Consider the following 16786-nt stretch of genomic DNA (forward strand, 5'->3'; position numbering starts at 1 on the left):
AGTGTGTGCGTGCTTTGCATTCTGCGGTGGATGCAGGCAGGACTGATGGCACATGTGCGACCAGCTGCTGCGTTCGTCGGCAACCGGTAGTGCCGGCCGCTGGCCGGCAACTTCATCCACCTCGGGCACGGTACGCGGTTGCCGGCCAGCGGCCGGCACTACCGATCAGGCTGCCGTTACCTCATGCAGCGCCAGCCAGCGCCAACGCCCCTCTTCCCGCCGCAGCACCGCCAGCGATTCCCGCCATACGGGCTCGCCGCCATCGATCGCATGCCCTTCGCGATAGCGCAGCACCGCCAGCGGTGATGGCGCCTCCACCGCCTGCACGGCGTCGATGGAAATCTGCAGCCCTGGACGCGCGCCATGGCCACCCGCGAACAGTGCCTGCAAGGCATTCCGATCCAGCCTTTGTCCAGCGATACCGACCATGCTGAAGTCCGCGCAGAAATGCGCCATCAGGTCCTCCAGCGCGTCGGTGCCGGCGTCGGCGCGGAACCAGGCCTGCAGCTTGTCGTGCAGGTGGTGGACTTCGTGTTCTGCGGTGGTATCCATCAGGTGTTCTCCGGTTGCGAAAGGGTGAGCAACTGCGGCCGGCGCAGCAACGCCATCGGCAGCAGGGTAAGTAGAGCGGCCAGACCCAGCGCCACGCCGGTGGCGCGGGCCGGCAGCCACTGCATGGCCAAGGCCAGCAGCAGCGCGATGGCCGCGGTGCCCAAGCAGAAGCTGAGCTGGCGATTGAGGTTCCAGAGCGCACTGGCATCGCCCAATGCTTCGCCCTCGACCCCATGGAAGGCCAGCGTCTGCGCCGTGCTGCTGCACAGGCTGCCGCCGGCGCCCATCAAGGCAAACAGCCATGCTGCAATGGCAAAGACCGGGTGTGGCAGCAGCGCCATCAACAGCAGGCCGCTGGCCTGCAGAAGCATGCCCGTACGCAGTACCGTGGCTGGTCCGAAGCGAGCCAGCAGGCGCTTGCTGGCCGTGATCGCAATGGCCGAGGCCAGCGCCCACGGCAGCATCAGCGCGCCGATGTGCGCGGCACTATAGCCGGCCTGGTGCAACTGCAGGGTACTGACCAGCTGGCTGCCGATGAACACACCGGGTACGGCCAGATAGATCAGCATCGCCAGACGCAGCCCGCGATGGGACAGCAGCGACCAGCGCAGCAGTGGCTGCGCCTGCTGCCGTGCATGCCGCAGGTGAGCCGCCGCCAACAGCATTGCGATCAACAGCAGTACGGCACCGGCGGTCCGATGTCCGGGCTCGCCCAGCCAAGTCAACGCCAGCAGCAGCGCGCCCAGCGCCGCCATCGCGGTGGACAGCGCATAGGCCTGCAGGCGTGGCGCACTACGCGCGCCATCGGCCGGCATCCACGCCAGCACCAGTCCAATCGCCACCACGGCCAGCGGCAGGCTGGCCCAGAGCACACCGCGCCAGGACAACCACTGCACCAGCAGCCCACCGAGCGCAGGCGCCAGTGCCGGCACCAGCAGCGCCACCAGCAGGATGCGGCGGGTCAGCGCGCCACGCTGGTCAGGCGTGCACTGTCGGTACGCTGCCGCTTGTGCCACCGGAATCAGCAGGCCACCAGCCAGGCCCTGCAGCAGGCGCCAGCCCAACAGCCAGCCAATACCCGGTGCAGCCCCGGCCAACACTGCGGAGGCGGCGAACAGCAGCAACGCCACCAGCAGCAGGCGACGCTCACCGCAGCGTGCGGCCAGCCAGGGCGCCAGCGGAATCACCACGCTCAGGCCCAGCATGTAGGCGGTGCCGACCCAGGCCAGGGTACCGACGTCGGCATGCAGTTCCGCCGCCAGCGCCGGATAGGCCACCGTGGCGATGAACATGTTGACCAGATCCAGAGCGAACACCAGCAGGAAGATGGCCTCATGGCGCAGGCGGGGGGACGGCATCGGCGACGCTCCAGCAGGGAAGCGGCCAGCATGCCGTGCGGGCCTTGTTGGAAAAACACGACAGCAACTGCAACACTGTCAAATCTTCTTTGACAATGAATTGCCATGGTCAGCCTCGATCGCTTCGATATCTTCCGTGCAGTGGTCGAGGCCGGCAGCCTGACCGCTGCCGCCGATCGCCTGGGCCTGAGCCGTGCGGTGGTCAGCTTCAACCTGAAGCGGCTGGAGCAGGAGCTGGGCGTGACCCTGCTGCTGCGCAGTACCCGCCACCTGGCCCTGACCGAGGCCGGCGAACAGTTCCTGCAGCACTGCGTGCAGGCGCTGGACGCCGCGCAGGCGGCGATCGATGCTGCCCGCCGCGACCAGCACCAGCTGCAGGGCGTGCTGCGCCTGACCACCACCCCGGAGTACGCCCAGCTGCGCCTGATTCCCGCACTGGAAGCCTTCCGTGCGCGGCATCCGGCTCTGCAGCTGCACCTGTCGACGTCACCCGCGCCGGCCGACCTGATTCCCGAACGCTTCGACCTGGCCATCCGCCTCGGCCGCCTGCCCGATTCGGGCCTGCACGCCAGCGAGCTGGAACGCCATCCACTGTGCGCGGTGGCGGCTCCGTCCCTGCTGGCACGCCTGCCCTCTGCCGAGGCTGTCGATGACCCGGCACAGCTCGGCACCCTGCCCCGCCTGGGCTATCCGCGCCTGGCCGATGTGCCGGTCGTCGCGGCTGATGGCAGCGACGCCTTGTTTGCCACCAACCCGGGCAACGCAGTGGTGCGCGTGGATGGTGCCAGCAGCCTGCGCGCCTTCGCCGTGGCCGGCGCCGGGGTCACCGTGCTGCCACGCTGGCTGATCGATGACGACCTGGCCCAAGACCGGCTGCGCCCGGTGCTGCGCCAGCACCGGTTCCCGCAGCAGAGCGTGTACGCGGTCTACCCGCACAGCACGCAGCCCTCACCGAAGGTGCGGCAGCTGATTGATTTCCTGCGCGGGTGGTTTGTCACCTGAAAAAAGGGGACGGAGGGGATTAAGTCGTTTATGCATAAACGACTTAATCCCCCTCCGTCCCTTTTTTGCATGGCCCCTTGCGGGGCCATGCCTTCAGGCATCAGCGCAGCACCTGCTCCACCAGCTGCACATCCACCGTCTGCAGCGGCTCGGCAGCGTTGCGCGACAGCTGCACCTGGTAGGTGCCGCCATCGATCTTCCACTGGCGGGCCTGCGCATCGTAGTGAGCCAGGGTCTTCGGCTCGGCTTCGATGCGGATGCGGCGCTGTTCGCCCGGCTGCAGGGTCACCTTGTCGTAGCCGATCAGGCGGATCGGCGTGGTGCTGCCAGCCGGAAGCTTCAGGTACAGCTGGGCCACATCGGCACCGGCGCGCTTGCCGGTGTTGCGGATGTCGACGCTGGCGACCAGGCGCGATCCTTCCACGCTCACCTTCAGATTCTCGTAAGCGAACGAGGTGTAGGACAGGCCGTGGCCGAAGGCGAAGGTCGGGGTCAGGCCCTTGGCCGCCATCCACTTGTAGCCGACGTTGGCGCCTTCGATATCGAAATCGAACACATCACCGAACGGCTTGGCCGGCTTGAAGCCGAGGCCGTCGATGTGCGGGCGCGGCAGCTGCGATTCGTCCACCACCCAGGTCACCGGCAGGCGCCCGGACGGATTGACCTGGCCGGTCAGCAGTGCGGCAATGCCTTCGCCACCGCGGATACCCGGGTACCAGGCCTGCAGCATCGCCGGCACCTGCGCCAGCCACGGCGTGCGCACCGGGCCGTTGGTTTCCAGCACCAGCACGGTCTTCGGGTTGGCCTTGGCCACCGCCGAAATCAGTGCGTCCTGATTGTCCGGCAGCTGCATGTCCGGCAGGTCCACCGATTCGGCGGCCCACTGGGTGGCGAACACGATGGCAACATCGGCCTGCGCGGCGGCCTTGGCGGCAGCGGCGGCATTGCTGCCGTCCACATACTCGATGGTCGCATCCGGACGCGCCGCACGCAGCGACTCCAGCGGCGAGGACGGGTGGAAGATCACCGGGCCCGGCCAGGTGGTCGGCAGCACGCCCGGCACCGCGTTGGTGCCCTTGGCGGTCACGCCCACCATCGACGAACCACCGCCACCGATCACGCCCTTGTCGGCGTGGCCACCGATGATGACGATGCGCTTCACGCTGTCGGCCAGCGGCAGCAGGTTGCCTTCATTGCGCAGCAGCACGCTGCCTTCTTCCACCGTGCGCTGGGCGACGGCGAAGCCAGCCTCGGCATCGACCTTCTGGTGCTGCGGCGGGTTGTCGAAGTTGCCGTGCAGGAACATCGTGCGCAGGATGCGCGCCACCATGTCGTTCAGGCGCGCCTGCGGCACCACGCCGCCATGCACGGCCAGGCGCAGCGGCTCATCAAAAAACACCGCCGCATCGAATACTTCACCGGCAGACTGCTGGTCCAGGCCGGCCAGCGCTGCCTTGGAACCGCTGTGCACGCCGCCCCAGTCGGACATCACGAAACCGGGGAACTTCCATTCCTGCTTCAGCACCTGGTTCATCAGGTAGCCGTTCTCGCAGCCGTAGGTACCGTTGATCTTGTTGTACGAGCACATCGCCACGCCCGGGCGGCCGGCGTCCAGCGCGATCTCGAAGGCCAGCAGGTCGGACTCGTGCATGGCCTGTTCGCCGATGCGCACGTCGTGGAAGTTGCGGCGGGTCTCCATGTCGTTCAGCGCGAAGTGCTTCATCGAGGAGATCACGTGCTGGCTCTGCACGCCCTGGATCAGCGCGCCGACCATCGAACCGGCCAGCAGCGGGTCTTCGCCGGCGTACTCGAAATTGCGGCCGTTGCGCGGGTCGCGCTGCAGGTTGACGCTGCCCGACAGCAGGATGTTGAAACGCTGCTGCCACGCCTCGCGGCCCATCGTTGCGCCACCAGCGAAGGCGACCGCACGGTTCCAGCTGGAGGCGGTGGACGGGCCCGACGGCATCGCCGTGGCGAAATCGCCCGGGCGGATGCCGCCTGGATTGGTCACGCCAACGCCGGCATCGGCCGACTGCTGCGACGGAATGCCCAGCCGCGCCACGCCCGGCACGAAACCGGCCGACCCGACCGCGCCTTCCGGCAGCGGGCCACCATCCTTGCCCAGCCCGAAGTAGCTGTGCAGCATCTGGAACTTCTCATCCTCGGTCATCGCCTTCAGCAGCAGCGCAGCGCGCGCATCGGCGTTGAGGGTGGTGTCCATCCATGGCCTGTCGCCATGTTTATCGGCGGCATAGGCCAGGGTCAGCAGCGTGGCACGCAGGGCGCTGCCTTCCACCTTGAACGGTGCACTGCTGGCGGCCTGGAAGCCGTCGCTGAAATAGCTGGCATCCGCTTCCAGCGCCACACGCGCCGGATCAAAGCCTGCGGCCTTGGCCGATTCACCGGCCACCGCGCCAAGCAGCACCGCCGGTGCGCCCAGCCGCGAGCGCGTGACCAGCGCCGGCAGCTGCGCGGCACCTGCACCAGCATCGGTGTAGACCGCCACGGTGTGGCGACCATCGTCCAGGCGCAGGTAGTTCAGGCCCGGCTGGTCCGGGCCGGACTCAGCGGCAATCGGCAGCCGGGTCAGCACGGCCTGGCCACGCTGGGTCTGGCCATCGTCCTTGCCCGCCGCAATGAAGCGGTACGCGTAGCCCAGCCCATCGGCCAGCACCTGCAGCGGATCAACCTGGCCGATGCCGCGCTGCACCTGGCGCACGCTCACCGCGTCCACCTGCAGGGTCTTCAGCTGGGCGGCCAGGGCCGGCATGGCCTCGGCGGTCGGGGCCTGTTCCAGGGTCAGCACAGTGAACGCGGCGGGGTCGGCCCAGGCCGGGGCGGCCAGTGCGGCTGACAGCGCCAGGGACAGTGCAAGCGGCTTTGTAAACGTTTTCATCGGCAGGCGTAATTCCGTTGCCAAGGCAATCGGTCCAGGGAAAGTGCCGCCGAAGGGTGCAGCGTTCATGCCGCGCAGGGGTTGCCAGGCAACGTCCCGCAGGCCGAAGGACGGGCCGGTCTGCGCCTGGGACCCTCCTCCCGGCGTGACAACCTGCCTGTCCGGGCCGCGCAGGGCGACCCAATCATGTGAAGATTGTGCGAGGGCGTTCACACCTGTCAACAGGACCTAAGTCACAGGCCGACCCCAGCCACTGGTTATCAGGCCATCACCGGCGGTCATCAGCGCGCCGCGCGAGGCTGCTGATAATGGAGATCCCTGGCCACGAATCGAGCCCATGACCGTACACCGCGACTTCGATCATCTCTGGCGCGACCGCTGTGATACCTCCAGCCAGCGCGCGCCGCGCGTGCTGATCCGGGTGTTCGTGGCCCCCGGTGAGCTGGAGCGCAGCGTGGCGTTCTACGAGCAGTTGCAGGGCGTGGTGGCCGATGCCGGGTTCCCGTTTCCGGAGGCCGGCCTGCGTCTGGCGATGGTCGGTGCGTTCCTGTTGATCGAGGGCAGCAAGGCGGCGCTGGCGCCGTTCACTTCGACCACGGGGACGCTGCTGGTCGATGACGTTCGGCCCTATCACGACAAGCTGGTGGCGGCTGGCGCTGAAATCATCTTCCCGCTGCAGGTGGTACCGACCGGGGCGGCGTTCAATGCGGTGCATCCCGATGGCACCGTGGTCGAGTACGTACATCACCGGCCGGATCCGCAGGGGCGGTGAGGTGACGGCCGGGCTGCGCCCGGCACCCGCAGAGGCAACGGCCAACGCTACAGCAGAATCAAATGCCGCATCCCGTGGGATGGCGGGGCACTGTGGGTCTGCGGGGACGGCGCAAGTACGTCCATGTAGCCTTGGTCGCCGCATCCATGCGGCTCACACCCCGCAAACCCACAGTGCCCCGCCTTCGACAGCTGGCTGGTGGCCAGTAGATCCACGCCATGCGTGGATGCTTTTCAAATCAACACGAGATATTCGATTCCGGTGGAGGTTCATCCACGCATGGCGTGGATCTACAATTCCTCCATGTCCTCTCCCGCCCTGCCCTGGAATGGCACGCTGCTGCTGGATGCTCACGTGGCCGTGCTGCAGGGCCACGCCGGTGGCAGCGATACGCACGCGCACTACGCCCATCAACTGTTGCTGAGCGAAGCCGCGCCCTGGCAGGTCGAAGTCGATGGCGTACGGCAGCAGGGCCAACGGCTGTGGCTGCCGTCATTCCAGCCGCACGCAATCCTGTCGGCGCCGGAAGCGGGCTGCACGGTGTTCCTCGAACCCGCGCATGCCGATCCCGGGCAGATCCAGCAGCACCTGCACGCGCTGCCGGGCAACGCGCTGGCGCTGCACGACTGGCTGGCACGGCTGAGTCGCCCGCAACCACTGGACCGCCGCGTGCAGGCCGCGCTGTCCCGTATCGCCGAGCACCTGCCCGGGCCGGTGCCAGCCACCGATATCGCCGAGGCGGCACATCTGTCGACCAGCCAGCTGCATCGACGCTTCCAGTCCGATCTGGCGGTGACCCTGCGCGGCTGGGTGCTGTGGCAACGGCTGCGCAGCGCACTGATGCATCATCTGCGCGGGCACAGCCTGACCGACAGCGCGCATGCGGCCGGATTCGCTGACCTGGCCCATCTGTCACGCAGCCTGCGCCGCATGTTCGGCATCGGTGCCGCGCAGCTGCAGGGCCTGCAGCTGCACGCGGCCTGACACGCCCCATCATCCGCGCCTGCGTAGACCTTCCGGCAGCTCCGGCACCTCGCCATGCGGCAGTTCGCGGAACGGCGCCAGCAGCTGTCCGGAATAATCGCGCGGATAGTCCGGCTGGCTGCCGATACCCAGGTCACGCCGGCCCAGGCGATAGCCCGGCGCATCGAACGCGGTCCCCAGCAGGTGATCCCACACGGTCAGGAACAAACCGAAATTGACATCGCCGGCGGTGCCGTAACGCATGTGGTGGAAGCGGTGCAGCGGCGCCCAGGCCATCACCCGGCCCAGCACGCCGGGACGCATGTCCACGTTGGAATGCTGCAGCAGCAGCTGGATGGCAATGGCGAACGCCAACACCGCGGCTACCGGCATCGGCAGGCCCAACAGCAGCAGCGGCAGCACGCCGCCCACCGCTTCGGCCGCCTGGTGCAGCGGGTGTTTCATCAGACCGTTGAAACCATACATGCGGGTCACGCTGTGGTGCACCGCATGCAGCCGCCACAGCCAGCCGATGCGATGGCTGGCGTAGTGCACCAGGGTGATGCCGAGGTCGGCGGCGATGATGGCCAGCAGCACCTGCAGCGCGAACGGCCACTGCAGCGGCCACAGCTGCCACGGAATGATGGCTGCCAGCAGTGGTACCGCCGCGATCGACAGCAGGTTCAGGCTCTCGTTGACCAGCGCATGCAGGGTGTCACGCAGGCTGTCGCCGTGATCGTGGTTGAACGCGGGGTCATACGGCCAAGCACGTTCGGCAGCGAACGAGACCGCGATGGCAACCGCCAGCAAGGCCAGCAGCCATAGCGGGTCGCCGTGGAGGTGGCCGACCCAGGCGACGGCGGCGGCAACGAACCCCAGCAGGAACAACGGGGCATACAGGCGGAGCATCCAGTGCTTCATGGGCAATCCGGAAAGTAAGGGGCCTGCATGCTGGCGCCGCGTATGGGGCGCCGGCTTGAACAAACGGCGCAACCCGTGCCCCTGGTAGATGCCCACCTTGGTGGGCACCGCACTTGCCACATCCACGCATCACGCATGGCGTGGATCTACAATGGCGCCCTCATCGCGCCCGGGACCGGCATGGATTCCTTCAACCTGATGCGTGCCTTCCGCCGCATCGTCGAACGCGGCGGGCTGGCCCGCGCCGCCGAAGACCTGGGCATGTCACCGGCCGGGCTGAGCAAGCAGCTGCGCACCCTGGAAGCGCACCTGGGCGTGGTGCTGCTGCAGCGGACCACGCGGCGCATGAGCCTGACTGAGACCGGCCACGCCTATTACCGCGAATGCTGCCGGCTGCTCGACGAGCTGGATGCATTGGAGCGTGGCATCGCCGAACAGCGCGGCGACGTGGCCGGGCGCCTGCGCGTCAATGCACCACAATCATTCGCGCTGAGCACGCTGTCGCCGCTGCTGCCACGCTTCCTGCAGCAGCATCCGCAACTGTCGCTGGACCTTGTGATGGAAGACCGCCTGCTCGATGCGGTGGGCGAAGGTTTCGATGTGTCGCTGCGGTTGCGTGCCGAGCTGGATGACTCGCGGCTGGTGGCGCGCCGCCTGGCCTCGCTGCAGCAGGTGCTGTGCGCGGCCCCGTCCTACCTGCGGCAGCATCCGGCACCGCAGGCGGTGGACGATCTGCAGGCGCACAGCGTGCTGGCCTACAGCCTGTCCGACTCGCCCGGCAGCTGGCCGCTGCTCGGCCCTGATGGGCAGGTAACGATCACCCTGCCGGCGCGCGTCACCGTCAACAACAGCCTGCTGCTGCGCGACCTGCTGGTGGCCGGCATGGGCATCGGCGCCCTGCCCTCGTTCCTGGCGGCACCGGCGCTGGCCCGTGGCGAACTGCAGCAGGTGCTGCCCGACCACCGCTATCCGCCGCGCTTCGTGCATGCGGTCTACCCCACCTCGCGCCACCTGCAGCCCAAGGTGCGTGCCTTCATCGATTTCCTGCACGCCGAGCTGCCCGGCTGCGCTGGCCTGGATTCGTAACCGCCAGCGAAAACTGAGCTGCCCGCGGCGTGCTGTTTCAGCCACGCCGCGCTGCCTAATCTGCCGCCTCCCCTCTCACCGATGGCAGGCAGATGTCTTCCGTTCCTTCCCCCGCCACCGCCGCGCCGGTGGTCGATTTCTTCCACGACGTGGTCTGCGGCTGGTGCTTCGTGCTGGCCCCGCGCCTGCAGCAGGTCTCCGCCGAACTCGGCATCCAGGTGCGTCACCGCAGCTTCGTGCTGCAGGACTCGCGCGCGCAGATGATCGAGGTGTTCGGCTCGATGGAGCGCGCCAAGGCGATCATCCTGCGCCACTGGACCGACTGCGCCGCGCATGAAGACACCGCGCGCATCGATATCGAAGGCATGCGTGCACAGGACTTCGAGTATCCGTCCGGCTGGCTCGGCGCACTGGCCTGCCAGGCCGCCGGCATGCTCGGTGGCAACGACGCCCATGGCGCGATGTTCGATGCCGTGCAGTGGGCGCACCTGCACCAGCACCGCAACATCGGCGACGCCGAAGTACTGCTGGATATCGCCGAAGCACTGGGCCACCCGCGTGGCGCCTTCGCTGACCACATGCGCAGCGACGCAGCAGCCCGGCGTGTGCAGGCTGACCGTGCCGAAGCCGCGACCCTCGGCATCCGCTCCATTCCCACCGTGATCGGCGGCAACGGCCTGCGCCTGCAGACCCTGCCGCTGCCGCAACTGCGCCAGGCCCTGGCGCACCTGGTCGCGGCCTGAGCCGCACCGTCCCCCACCCTGCAAGGAGATTCCCCATGACCTCACGTACCCTGGCCACCGCGCTGGCCCTGCTGCTGGCCGGCACCGCCGCTTCCACCACCGTGTCCGCGCACGAACGCGTTCCCTCCGGCCAACAGGTCGGCACCAGCCCCTGGGGGCCGAAGGACGAGATCGGCCGTCTCAACCTGATCACCGAGGCCTCGCGTGCGGCGATCCTGTCGCGGGTGAGCGGCGGCAAGGCCTATGATCTGGCCACCGAATACTACGTTGGCATGCCCAGCTGGCAGGATGCCGGCGACCCGCACTACCAGTTCTGGATGACCCACACCCCGCGCGGCACGGTGATGGATGATCCGATGGGCGTGGGTGAAACCATGAACCTCACCCGCAGCTACACCGGCACCGCGTTCTCGATGTACAGCCACACCGGCACCCACATCGATGCGCTGAACCACTTCGGCATCCACGGAAAGATCTGGAACGGCTTCGAGGCCGACAAGCACCTCGGCGACCGTGGCTGGAACGTCACCGGCATCGAGAAATTCCCGCCGCTGATCGCGCGTGGCGTGCTGATCGACGTGGCCGGCGCCAAGGGCGTGGACATGCTGCCGGACAGCTACCGCGTCACCCGCCAGGACCTGAAGGATGCGCTGGCACGCCAGCAGGTGAAGCTGCAGCAGGGTGACATCGTGCTGATCCGCACCGGCCGCATGCGCCTGTTCGAGCAGCCCAAGGCCTACATGGCCAACCCGCCGGGCATGGGCCTGGACGCCGCGCGCTTCCTGGTCGAGGACAGCGGCGCGATGATTGTCGGCGCCGACAACCTCAGCTTCGAGACCTTCCCCTCGGAGGTGTCCGACGACTACGTGCCGCTGCACACCTACCTGCTGGCCCAGCAGGGCGCGCCGATCATCGAGCTGGTGGCGCTGGACGAACTGGCCCGCGACAAGGTCTATGAGTTCGCCTTCATCGGCGGCCCGCTGAAGATCCGCGGCGGCGATGCCGCGCCGCTGCGCCCGGTCGCGCTGCCGGTGCGCCCGTAACCGGGAGTGCCCGTGCCTGTAGGTGCCGACCCTGGTCGGCACCGTTTTCCCATCCACGCATGGCGTGGATCTACTGGAGAGAACCCTGGTAGATCCACGCCATGCGTGGATGCTTTAGCCCTTCAGCAACCTGAAACCCAACCTTCCGATTTCATTAGTAATTCTACTCACAAGGCGAGTAGCATGTCCGGTCTCAGCCCCTGATACCGGCTCGTCGATACTCGCGCCATGCCCGCCGTTTCCGCCCGTTCCTGCCGCTTCCAGCCCGCTCGGCGCCTCCCTTGGAGGACCGGCTGATGGGTGCCGTCGTCGCCCTCGACCGGCTGCTGGACGGGCGCCAGCTGTGGCGCGGCCCGGCTCGCCAGGGGCCGGCCAGCGACCACCTGGCCAGTGGCCATCCGGCGCTGGACGCACGCCTGCCCGGCGGTGGCTGGCCGGCCAGCGGGCTGTGCGAGGTGCTGCAGGCCGCGCCCGGCGTCGGCGAGCTGGCCCTGGTCTGGCCGGCGCTGGCGAAGCTGAGCCAGCGCGACCGCCCGATCGTGCTGGTCGCCCCGCCCTACCGCCCGCATGCCCCGGCCTGGGCGGCGGCCGGGCTGGACCTGGCCCAGCTGCAGATCATCCACGCCGCGCCGAAACAAGCGCTGTGGGCCACCGAGCAGTGCCTGCGCTCGGCCGCCTGCGCGGCGGTGCTGTGCTGGCCACACCAGGCCGACGACCGCTCACTGCGCCGCCTGCAGGTGGCTGCCGACAGCGGCCAGTGCCTGGGCTTCGTGTTCCGCGAGGCGCAGGCAGCGCGCAACCCCTCCCCGGCCAGCCTGCGCCTGCAGCTCGACCACGGCCAGGTGCGGGTGCTGAAGTGCCGTGGCGGCCTGCCGCCGGCGCAGCCGTTGCCGCTGGCCATCGCCCACTGAGGCCGCGCCATGCACTGGGCCTGCCTGTTGTTGCCGCAGCTGGCGCTGGACAGCGTGCTGCGCCTGCAGCCGGATCCGCAGCGGCCACTGGTGCTGCTGCAGGGGCCGGCGCAGCGTCGCGTACTGCGTGCGGTCAGCCCGTCTGCACGCGCAGCGGGGCTGCGCCCGGGCATGCTGCTGTCGGCTGCGCAGGTACTGGTGCAGGACCTGCATCTGCACGATTACGACCCGAACGCCGAACAGCACACCCGGCAGCTGCTGGCCAGTTGGGCCTACGCCTACAGCTCGCAGGTCAGCCTCGATTTTCCGCACGCGCTGGTCATGGAGATCGGCGCCAGTCGCGCCCTGTTCGGTGACTGGCTGACGATCGAAAAGCGCCTGCGCGGCGAACTGCATGAACTCGGTTTCCGCCACCGCCTGGTGGCCGCACCCACGGCGCATGCCGCGCGCGTGCTGGCCAACGTCCACGACGGCCTCGGCATCGATGCGGAGCAGCTGCCAGCGGCACTGGCGCAGCTGCCGTTGCCGCGCTGCGGCCTGCCCAGCGAAGCGGTGACCGTGCTCGGTCGTTCCGGGCTGCGCACGCTGGGTGCGGTGCTCGAACTCCCTCGCGACAGCCTGGCCCGGCGCTTCTCACCCGAGGTGCTGCAGCAGCTGGATGCGCTGCGCGGCCTGCCCACCGCGCCACTGCGTTACTACCAGCCACCGGACCGTTTCGATGCGCGCATCGAATTCGAATACGAGATCGAATCCAGCCAGGCCCTGCTGTTCCCGCTGCGTCGCCTGCTGCTGGACCTGGCCGCGTTCCTGTGTTCGCGCGATGGCGGCGTGCAGCGCTTCGACCTGCATTTCGAGCATGACCTGCTGCCGGCCAGCGTGCTGACCATCGGCCTGCTGGCACCCGAGCGCGATCCCGCGCTGTTGTTCGAGATCGCACGCAACCGCATGGAAGCGTTCGCCCTGCCGGCCGGCAGCCGCGCACTGCGCCTGCAGGCCGAACAGCTGCCACCGTTCGTGCCCGCTGCGCGGGATCTGTTCGATACCCGACCGGCACAGGCGATGCCATGGACGCAGCTGCGCGAGCGCCTGCGTGCGCGGCTCGGCGATGACGCCGTGCAGCCGCTGGCGGTGCAGGCCGACCATCGCCCCGAACGCGCCAGTGGCACCCAGCCCGCGGTCAAGCCTCCGTCGTACTGGCCACTGCGTCCGGGCTGGCTGCTGGACACGCCGCAACCGCTGCGTGATCCGCGCCTGCGCATCGTCACCGGGCCGGAGCGGATCGAATCGGGCTGGTGGGACCAGGCCGATGCGCGCCGCGATTACTACGTGGTGGAAACCGCGCATGGCCAGCGCGGCTGGGCCTTCCGTGACCGCAACGATCCACATGCGCCGTGGATGCTGCACGGCTGGTTCGGCTGAGCCGCCATGCACAGCGAACTGCCCGGCTACGCCGAACTGCACTGCCTGTCGGCCTTCAGTTTCCAGCGTGGCGCCTCGATCGCCGAAGAACTGTTCGCGCGCGCCGCTGGCCAGGGCTACCGCGCGTTGGCGATCACCGACGAATGCTCGCTGGCCGGCATCGTGCGCGCCTGGCAGGCGGCGAAGACGCATGGCGTGGCGCTGATCGTCGGCGCCGAATTCCAGGTCGAGGACGGGCCGAAGCTGGCCCTGTTGTGCACCGACCAGGCCGCCTATGCCGGCCTCTGCCAGTTGATCACCACCTGCCGGCGGCGCGCGGCCAAGGGCGAATACCGCTGCCTGCGCGAGGACCTGCTCGGCCTGCCCGAGGGCCTGCTCTGCCTGTGGCTGGACCGGCAACCGGCCGCCACCGATCTGGAACTGTTGCGCGCCGGCTTCGATGATCGGCTGTGGTTGGCGGTGGAACTGCACCACGAACACGACGACGCACGCCGCCTGCAGCAGCTGCAGGCCTTCGGCGAACGCCACCGCCTGCCGCTGGTCGCCAGTGGTGATGTGCACATGCACGTGCGCCGCCGCCGCGCCCTGCAGGACACACTGACCGCCATCCGCCACCGCTGCAGCGTGGCCGAGGCCGGCTGGCGCCTGTTTCCCAACGGCGAGCGCCACCTGCGCCCGCGTACCGCGCTGGCCCAGCTGTATCCGCCCGAACTGCTGGCCGAGACCCTGCGCATCGCCGAGCGCTGCCACTTCACCCTGGAGCAGCTGCAGTACACCTATCCACGTGAACTGGTACCCGAGGGCCACGACCCGGACAGCTGGCTGCGCGTGCTGGTCGAGCGCGGCATCCCGTGGCGCTGGAAAGGCGGCATCGAACCGGCACAACGCAAACAGATCGAGCACGAACTGGCATTGATCCGGGAAAAGAACTACGCCTCGTACTTCCTCACCGTGCAGGACATCGTGCGCTTCGCACGCAGCCAGGACATCCTCTGCCAGGGGCGCGGCTCGGCGGCCAACTCGGCAGTGTGCTTCGTGTTGGGCGTGACCGAGATCGACCCGGCACGCAGCAACCTGCTGTTCGAGCGCTTCATCTCCGCCGAGCGCGACGAACCACCGGATATCGACATCGACTTCGAACACGAGCGCCGCGAGGAAGTGCTGCAGTACGTGTTCAAGCGCTATGGCCGCGAGCGCGCGGCGTTGACCGCGGTGGCGATCAGCTACCGTGGCCGCAGCGCGATCCGCGACGTGGCCCGTGCACTCGGCCTGCCGATGGACCAGGTCAACGAACTGGGCGCGGCGATGGACCACTGGGGCGGCCATGTGCCGCTGCCGGAGACCCTGCGCGAGCGCGGCTTCGATCCGGAAACCCCGCTGATGCGGCGGTTGCTGGCGCTGACCACCGAACTGATCGACTTCCCCCGCCACCTATCGCAGCACCCGGGCGGCTTCGTGATTTCCGAGCATCCGCTGTCGACGCTGGTGCCGGTGGAGAACGCGGCGATGGCCGACCGCACCGTCATCCAGTGGGACAAGGACGATCTGGATGCCACCGGCCTGATGAAGGTCGACTGCCTGGCGCTGGGCATGCTCACCGCCATCCGCAAATGCCTGGCGATGCTGCAGCAGCATGGCCTGCACGAAGGACGCATGGATGCGATTCCTCCCAAGGATACGAAGACCTACGACATGATCTGCGCCGCCGACACCATCGGCGTGTTCCAGATCGAGTCGCGCGCGCAGATGGCGATGCTGCCGCGCCTGCAGCCGCGCACCTTCTACGACCTGGTGATCGAAGTGGCGATCGTGCGCCCTGGCCCGATCCAGGGTGACATGGTGCACCCCTACCTGGAACGGCGAAGGATCCTGCGCGAGCAGGGTCCTGACGCGTTGAACGACCCGGACAATCCACTCTATCCAGCGCGGCTGGAACGCGTGTTCGCGCGCACCCTCGGCGTGCCACTGTTCCAGGAACAGGTCATGCAGTTGGCGGTGGAAGCGGCCGGCTACACGCCGGGCCAGGCCGATGCCCTGCGCCGCTCGATGGCGGCGTGGAAGCGCCGTGGCGGCCTGGAACCGCATCGCGAGAGGCTGCTGGCCGGCATGCTCAAGAACGGCTTCAGCCGCGAGTACGGCGAGCACCTGTTCGAACAGATCAAGGGCTTCGGTGACTACGGTTTTCCGGAAAGTCACGCCGCCAGTTTCGCCCTGCTGACCTATAACAGTTGCTGGCTGAAGTGCCATCACCCGGCCGCGTTCACCGCCAGCCTGATCAACAGCCAGCCATTGGGTTTCTACAGCCCCGACCAGCTGCTGCAGGATGCGCGCCGGCATGGCATCCGCGTGTTGCCGGTGGACGTGCGCCACAGCGACTGGGACTGCACGCTGGATTTCAGCAAGGGGCCGGCCGCGATCCGGCTCGGCCTGCGCCTGGTCGATGGCTGCAACGAGCCCGCCGTGCAGGCCATCATGCGTGAACGTGCGCGGCGCCCGTTCGACGATGTGGGTGACCTGTGCCAGCGTACCGCTCTGGACCGCCGCCAGCAGGGCCTGCTGGCCGATGCCGGGGCGCTGCGTGGGCTCAGCGGCCATCGCCATCGTGCGCGCTGGGATATCTCCGGTGTGGAAAACCGGTTGCCGCTGTTCGACCAGGCCCGCGCCACCACCGAAGCCCGCGTGCCACTGCCCCTGCCCAGCGCCTGGGAAGACATGCAGGCCGATTACCGCAGCACCGGCACCACGCTGGGCCGCCATCCGATCTCGTTCCTGCGCGCGCAACTGCGCAGCCGTGGCTGCCTGGATGCCGCACAACTGGCTGCCCACGGCCATGGCCGGCGCGTGCGCATCGCCGGCCTGGTGCGCATGCGCCAGCGCCCGCAGACCGCCAGTGGCGTCACCTTCCTCACCCTTGAAGACGAGACCGGCATGGTCAACGCCGTGGTCTGGCGGCACCTGGCTGATCGCCAGCACCGGGTGCTGGTCGATACCCAGCTGATGCAGATCGATGGCCGCCTGGAACGCGTCGATGGCGTGCAGCACGTCATCGTGCAGCGCATGCACTGCCTGGATGAACTGCTGCAGGGACTGCGCAGCCACAGTCGCGATTTCCACTGACGA

At 68.3% G+C, this 16786-nt stretch carries 13 protein-coding genes; 9 read left to right on the plus strand and 4 right to left on the minus strand.

All coding sequences use genetic code 11. The features are described 5' to 3' along the window. Positions 1-165: 165 nt before the first annotated feature. Both ACZK33_RS14155 and ACZK33_RS14160 read right to left on the minus strand, forming a co-directional pair. Positions 166-552, minus strand: coding sequence for a DUF4440 domain-containing protein (locus ACZK33_RS14155; protein ID WP_423175178.1), 387 nt, complete (start codon positions 550-552; stop codon positions 166-168). Beyond that, on the minus strand, positions 552-1910 hold the full coding sequence (locus ACZK33_RS14160) for an MFS transporter (RefSeq protein ID WP_197617179.1): 1359 nt from the start codon (positions 1908-1910) through the stop codon (positions 552-554). The genes ACZK33_RS14155 and ACZK33_RS14160 overlap by 1 nt, the downstream gene beginning before the upstream one ends. Positions 1911-2015: 105 nt before the next feature. Here ACZK33_RS14160 and ACZK33_RS14165 point away from each other — a divergent pair, with 105 nt between their 5' ends. Continuing rightward, positions 2016-2912, plus strand: a complete 897-nt coding sequence (locus ACZK33_RS14165) for a LysR family transcriptional regulator (protein ID WP_423175177.1) — start codon at positions 2016-2018, stop codon at positions 2910-2912. Positions 2913-3012: 100 nt separating this feature from the next. Here the strand turns inward: ACZK33_RS14165 and ACZK33_RS14170 are convergent, their stop codons facing one another. Continuing rightward, entirely contained in the window at positions 3013-5808 is a 2796-nt protein-coding gene (locus ACZK33_RS14170) for a beta-glucosidase family protein (RefSeq protein WP_423175176.1), read from the minus strand. 337 nt (positions 5809-6145) lie between these two features. On the opposite strand from ACZK33_RS14170, the gene ACZK33_RS14175 reads away from it, so the two are divergent. Both ACZK33_RS14175 and ACZK33_RS14180 read left to right on the plus strand, forming a co-directional pair. Continuing rightward, positions 6146-6580 carry a VOC family protein gene (locus tag ACZK33_RS14175; RefSeq protein WP_049422820.1) on the plus strand — a complete coding sequence of 145 codons (435 nt, stop codon included), beginning with the start codon at positions 6146-6148 and terminating at the stop codon, positions 6578-6580. Between the two features lie 279 nt (positions 6581-6859). After that, positions 6860-7564, plus strand: a complete 705-nt coding sequence (locus ACZK33_RS14180) for an AraC family transcriptional regulator (protein ID WP_423175175.1) — start codon at positions 6860-6862, stop codon at positions 7562-7564. A 9-nt stretch (positions 7565-7573) separates the two neighbouring features. Here the strand turns inward: ACZK33_RS14180 and ACZK33_RS14185 are convergent, their stop codons facing one another. Beyond that, the gene (locus ACZK33_RS14185) at positions 7574-8464 is read right to left on the minus strand and encodes a sterol desaturase family protein (RefSeq protein WP_423175174.1); all 891 of its coding nucleotides are present in this window, start codon (positions 8462-8464) and stop codon (positions 7574-7576) included. A 135-nt stretch (positions 8465-8599) separates the two neighbouring features. On the opposite strand from ACZK33_RS14185, the gene ACZK33_RS14190 reads away from it, so the two are divergent. The 6 genes from ACZK33_RS14190 to ACZK33_RS14215 all read left to right on the plus strand — a co-directional run bounded on the left by ACZK33_RS14190 (position 8600) and on the right by ACZK33_RS14215 (position 16783). Then, entirely contained in the window at positions 8600-9550 is a 951-nt protein-coding gene (locus tag ACZK33_RS14190; RefSeq protein ID WP_180846283.1) for a LysR family transcriptional regulator, read from the plus strand. 92 nt (positions 9551-9642) lie between these two features. Next, positions 9643-10293, plus strand: a complete 651-nt coding sequence (locus tag ACZK33_RS14195) for a DsbA family oxidoreductase (RefSeq protein ID WP_132810350.1) — start codon at positions 9643-9645, stop codon at positions 10291-10293. Between the two features lie 35 nt (positions 10294-10328). Next, on the plus strand, positions 10329-11336 hold the full coding sequence (locus tag ACZK33_RS14200; RefSeq protein WP_065724548.1) for a cyclase family protein: 1008 nt from the start codon (positions 10329-10331) through the stop codon (positions 11334-11336). Between the two features lie 296 nt (positions 11337-11632). Continuing rightward, complete coding sequence (gene imuA / locus ACZK33_RS14205; RefSeq protein WP_032129603.1) at positions 11633-12247, plus strand: translesion DNA synthesis-associated protein ImuA; 615 nt, start codon at positions 11633-11635, stop codon at positions 12245-12247. Between the two features lie 9 nt (positions 12248-12256). Further along, positions 12257-13666 carry a Y-family DNA polymerase gene (locus ACZK33_RS14210; protein ID WP_423175173.1) on the plus strand — a complete coding sequence of 470 codons (1410 nt, stop codon included), beginning with the start codon at positions 12257-12259 and terminating at the stop codon, positions 13664-13666. A gap of 6 nt (positions 13667-13672) precedes the next feature. Beyond that, on the plus strand, positions 13673-16783 hold the full coding sequence (locus tag ACZK33_RS14215; RefSeq protein ID WP_423175172.1) for an error-prone DNA polymerase: 3111 nt from the start codon (positions 13673-13675) through the stop codon (positions 16781-16783). The last annotated feature ends 3 nt before the right edge of the window (positions 16784-16786 follow it).

It is taken from the genome of Stenotrophomonas sp. 86156_Sma (genome assembly GCF_056481625.1).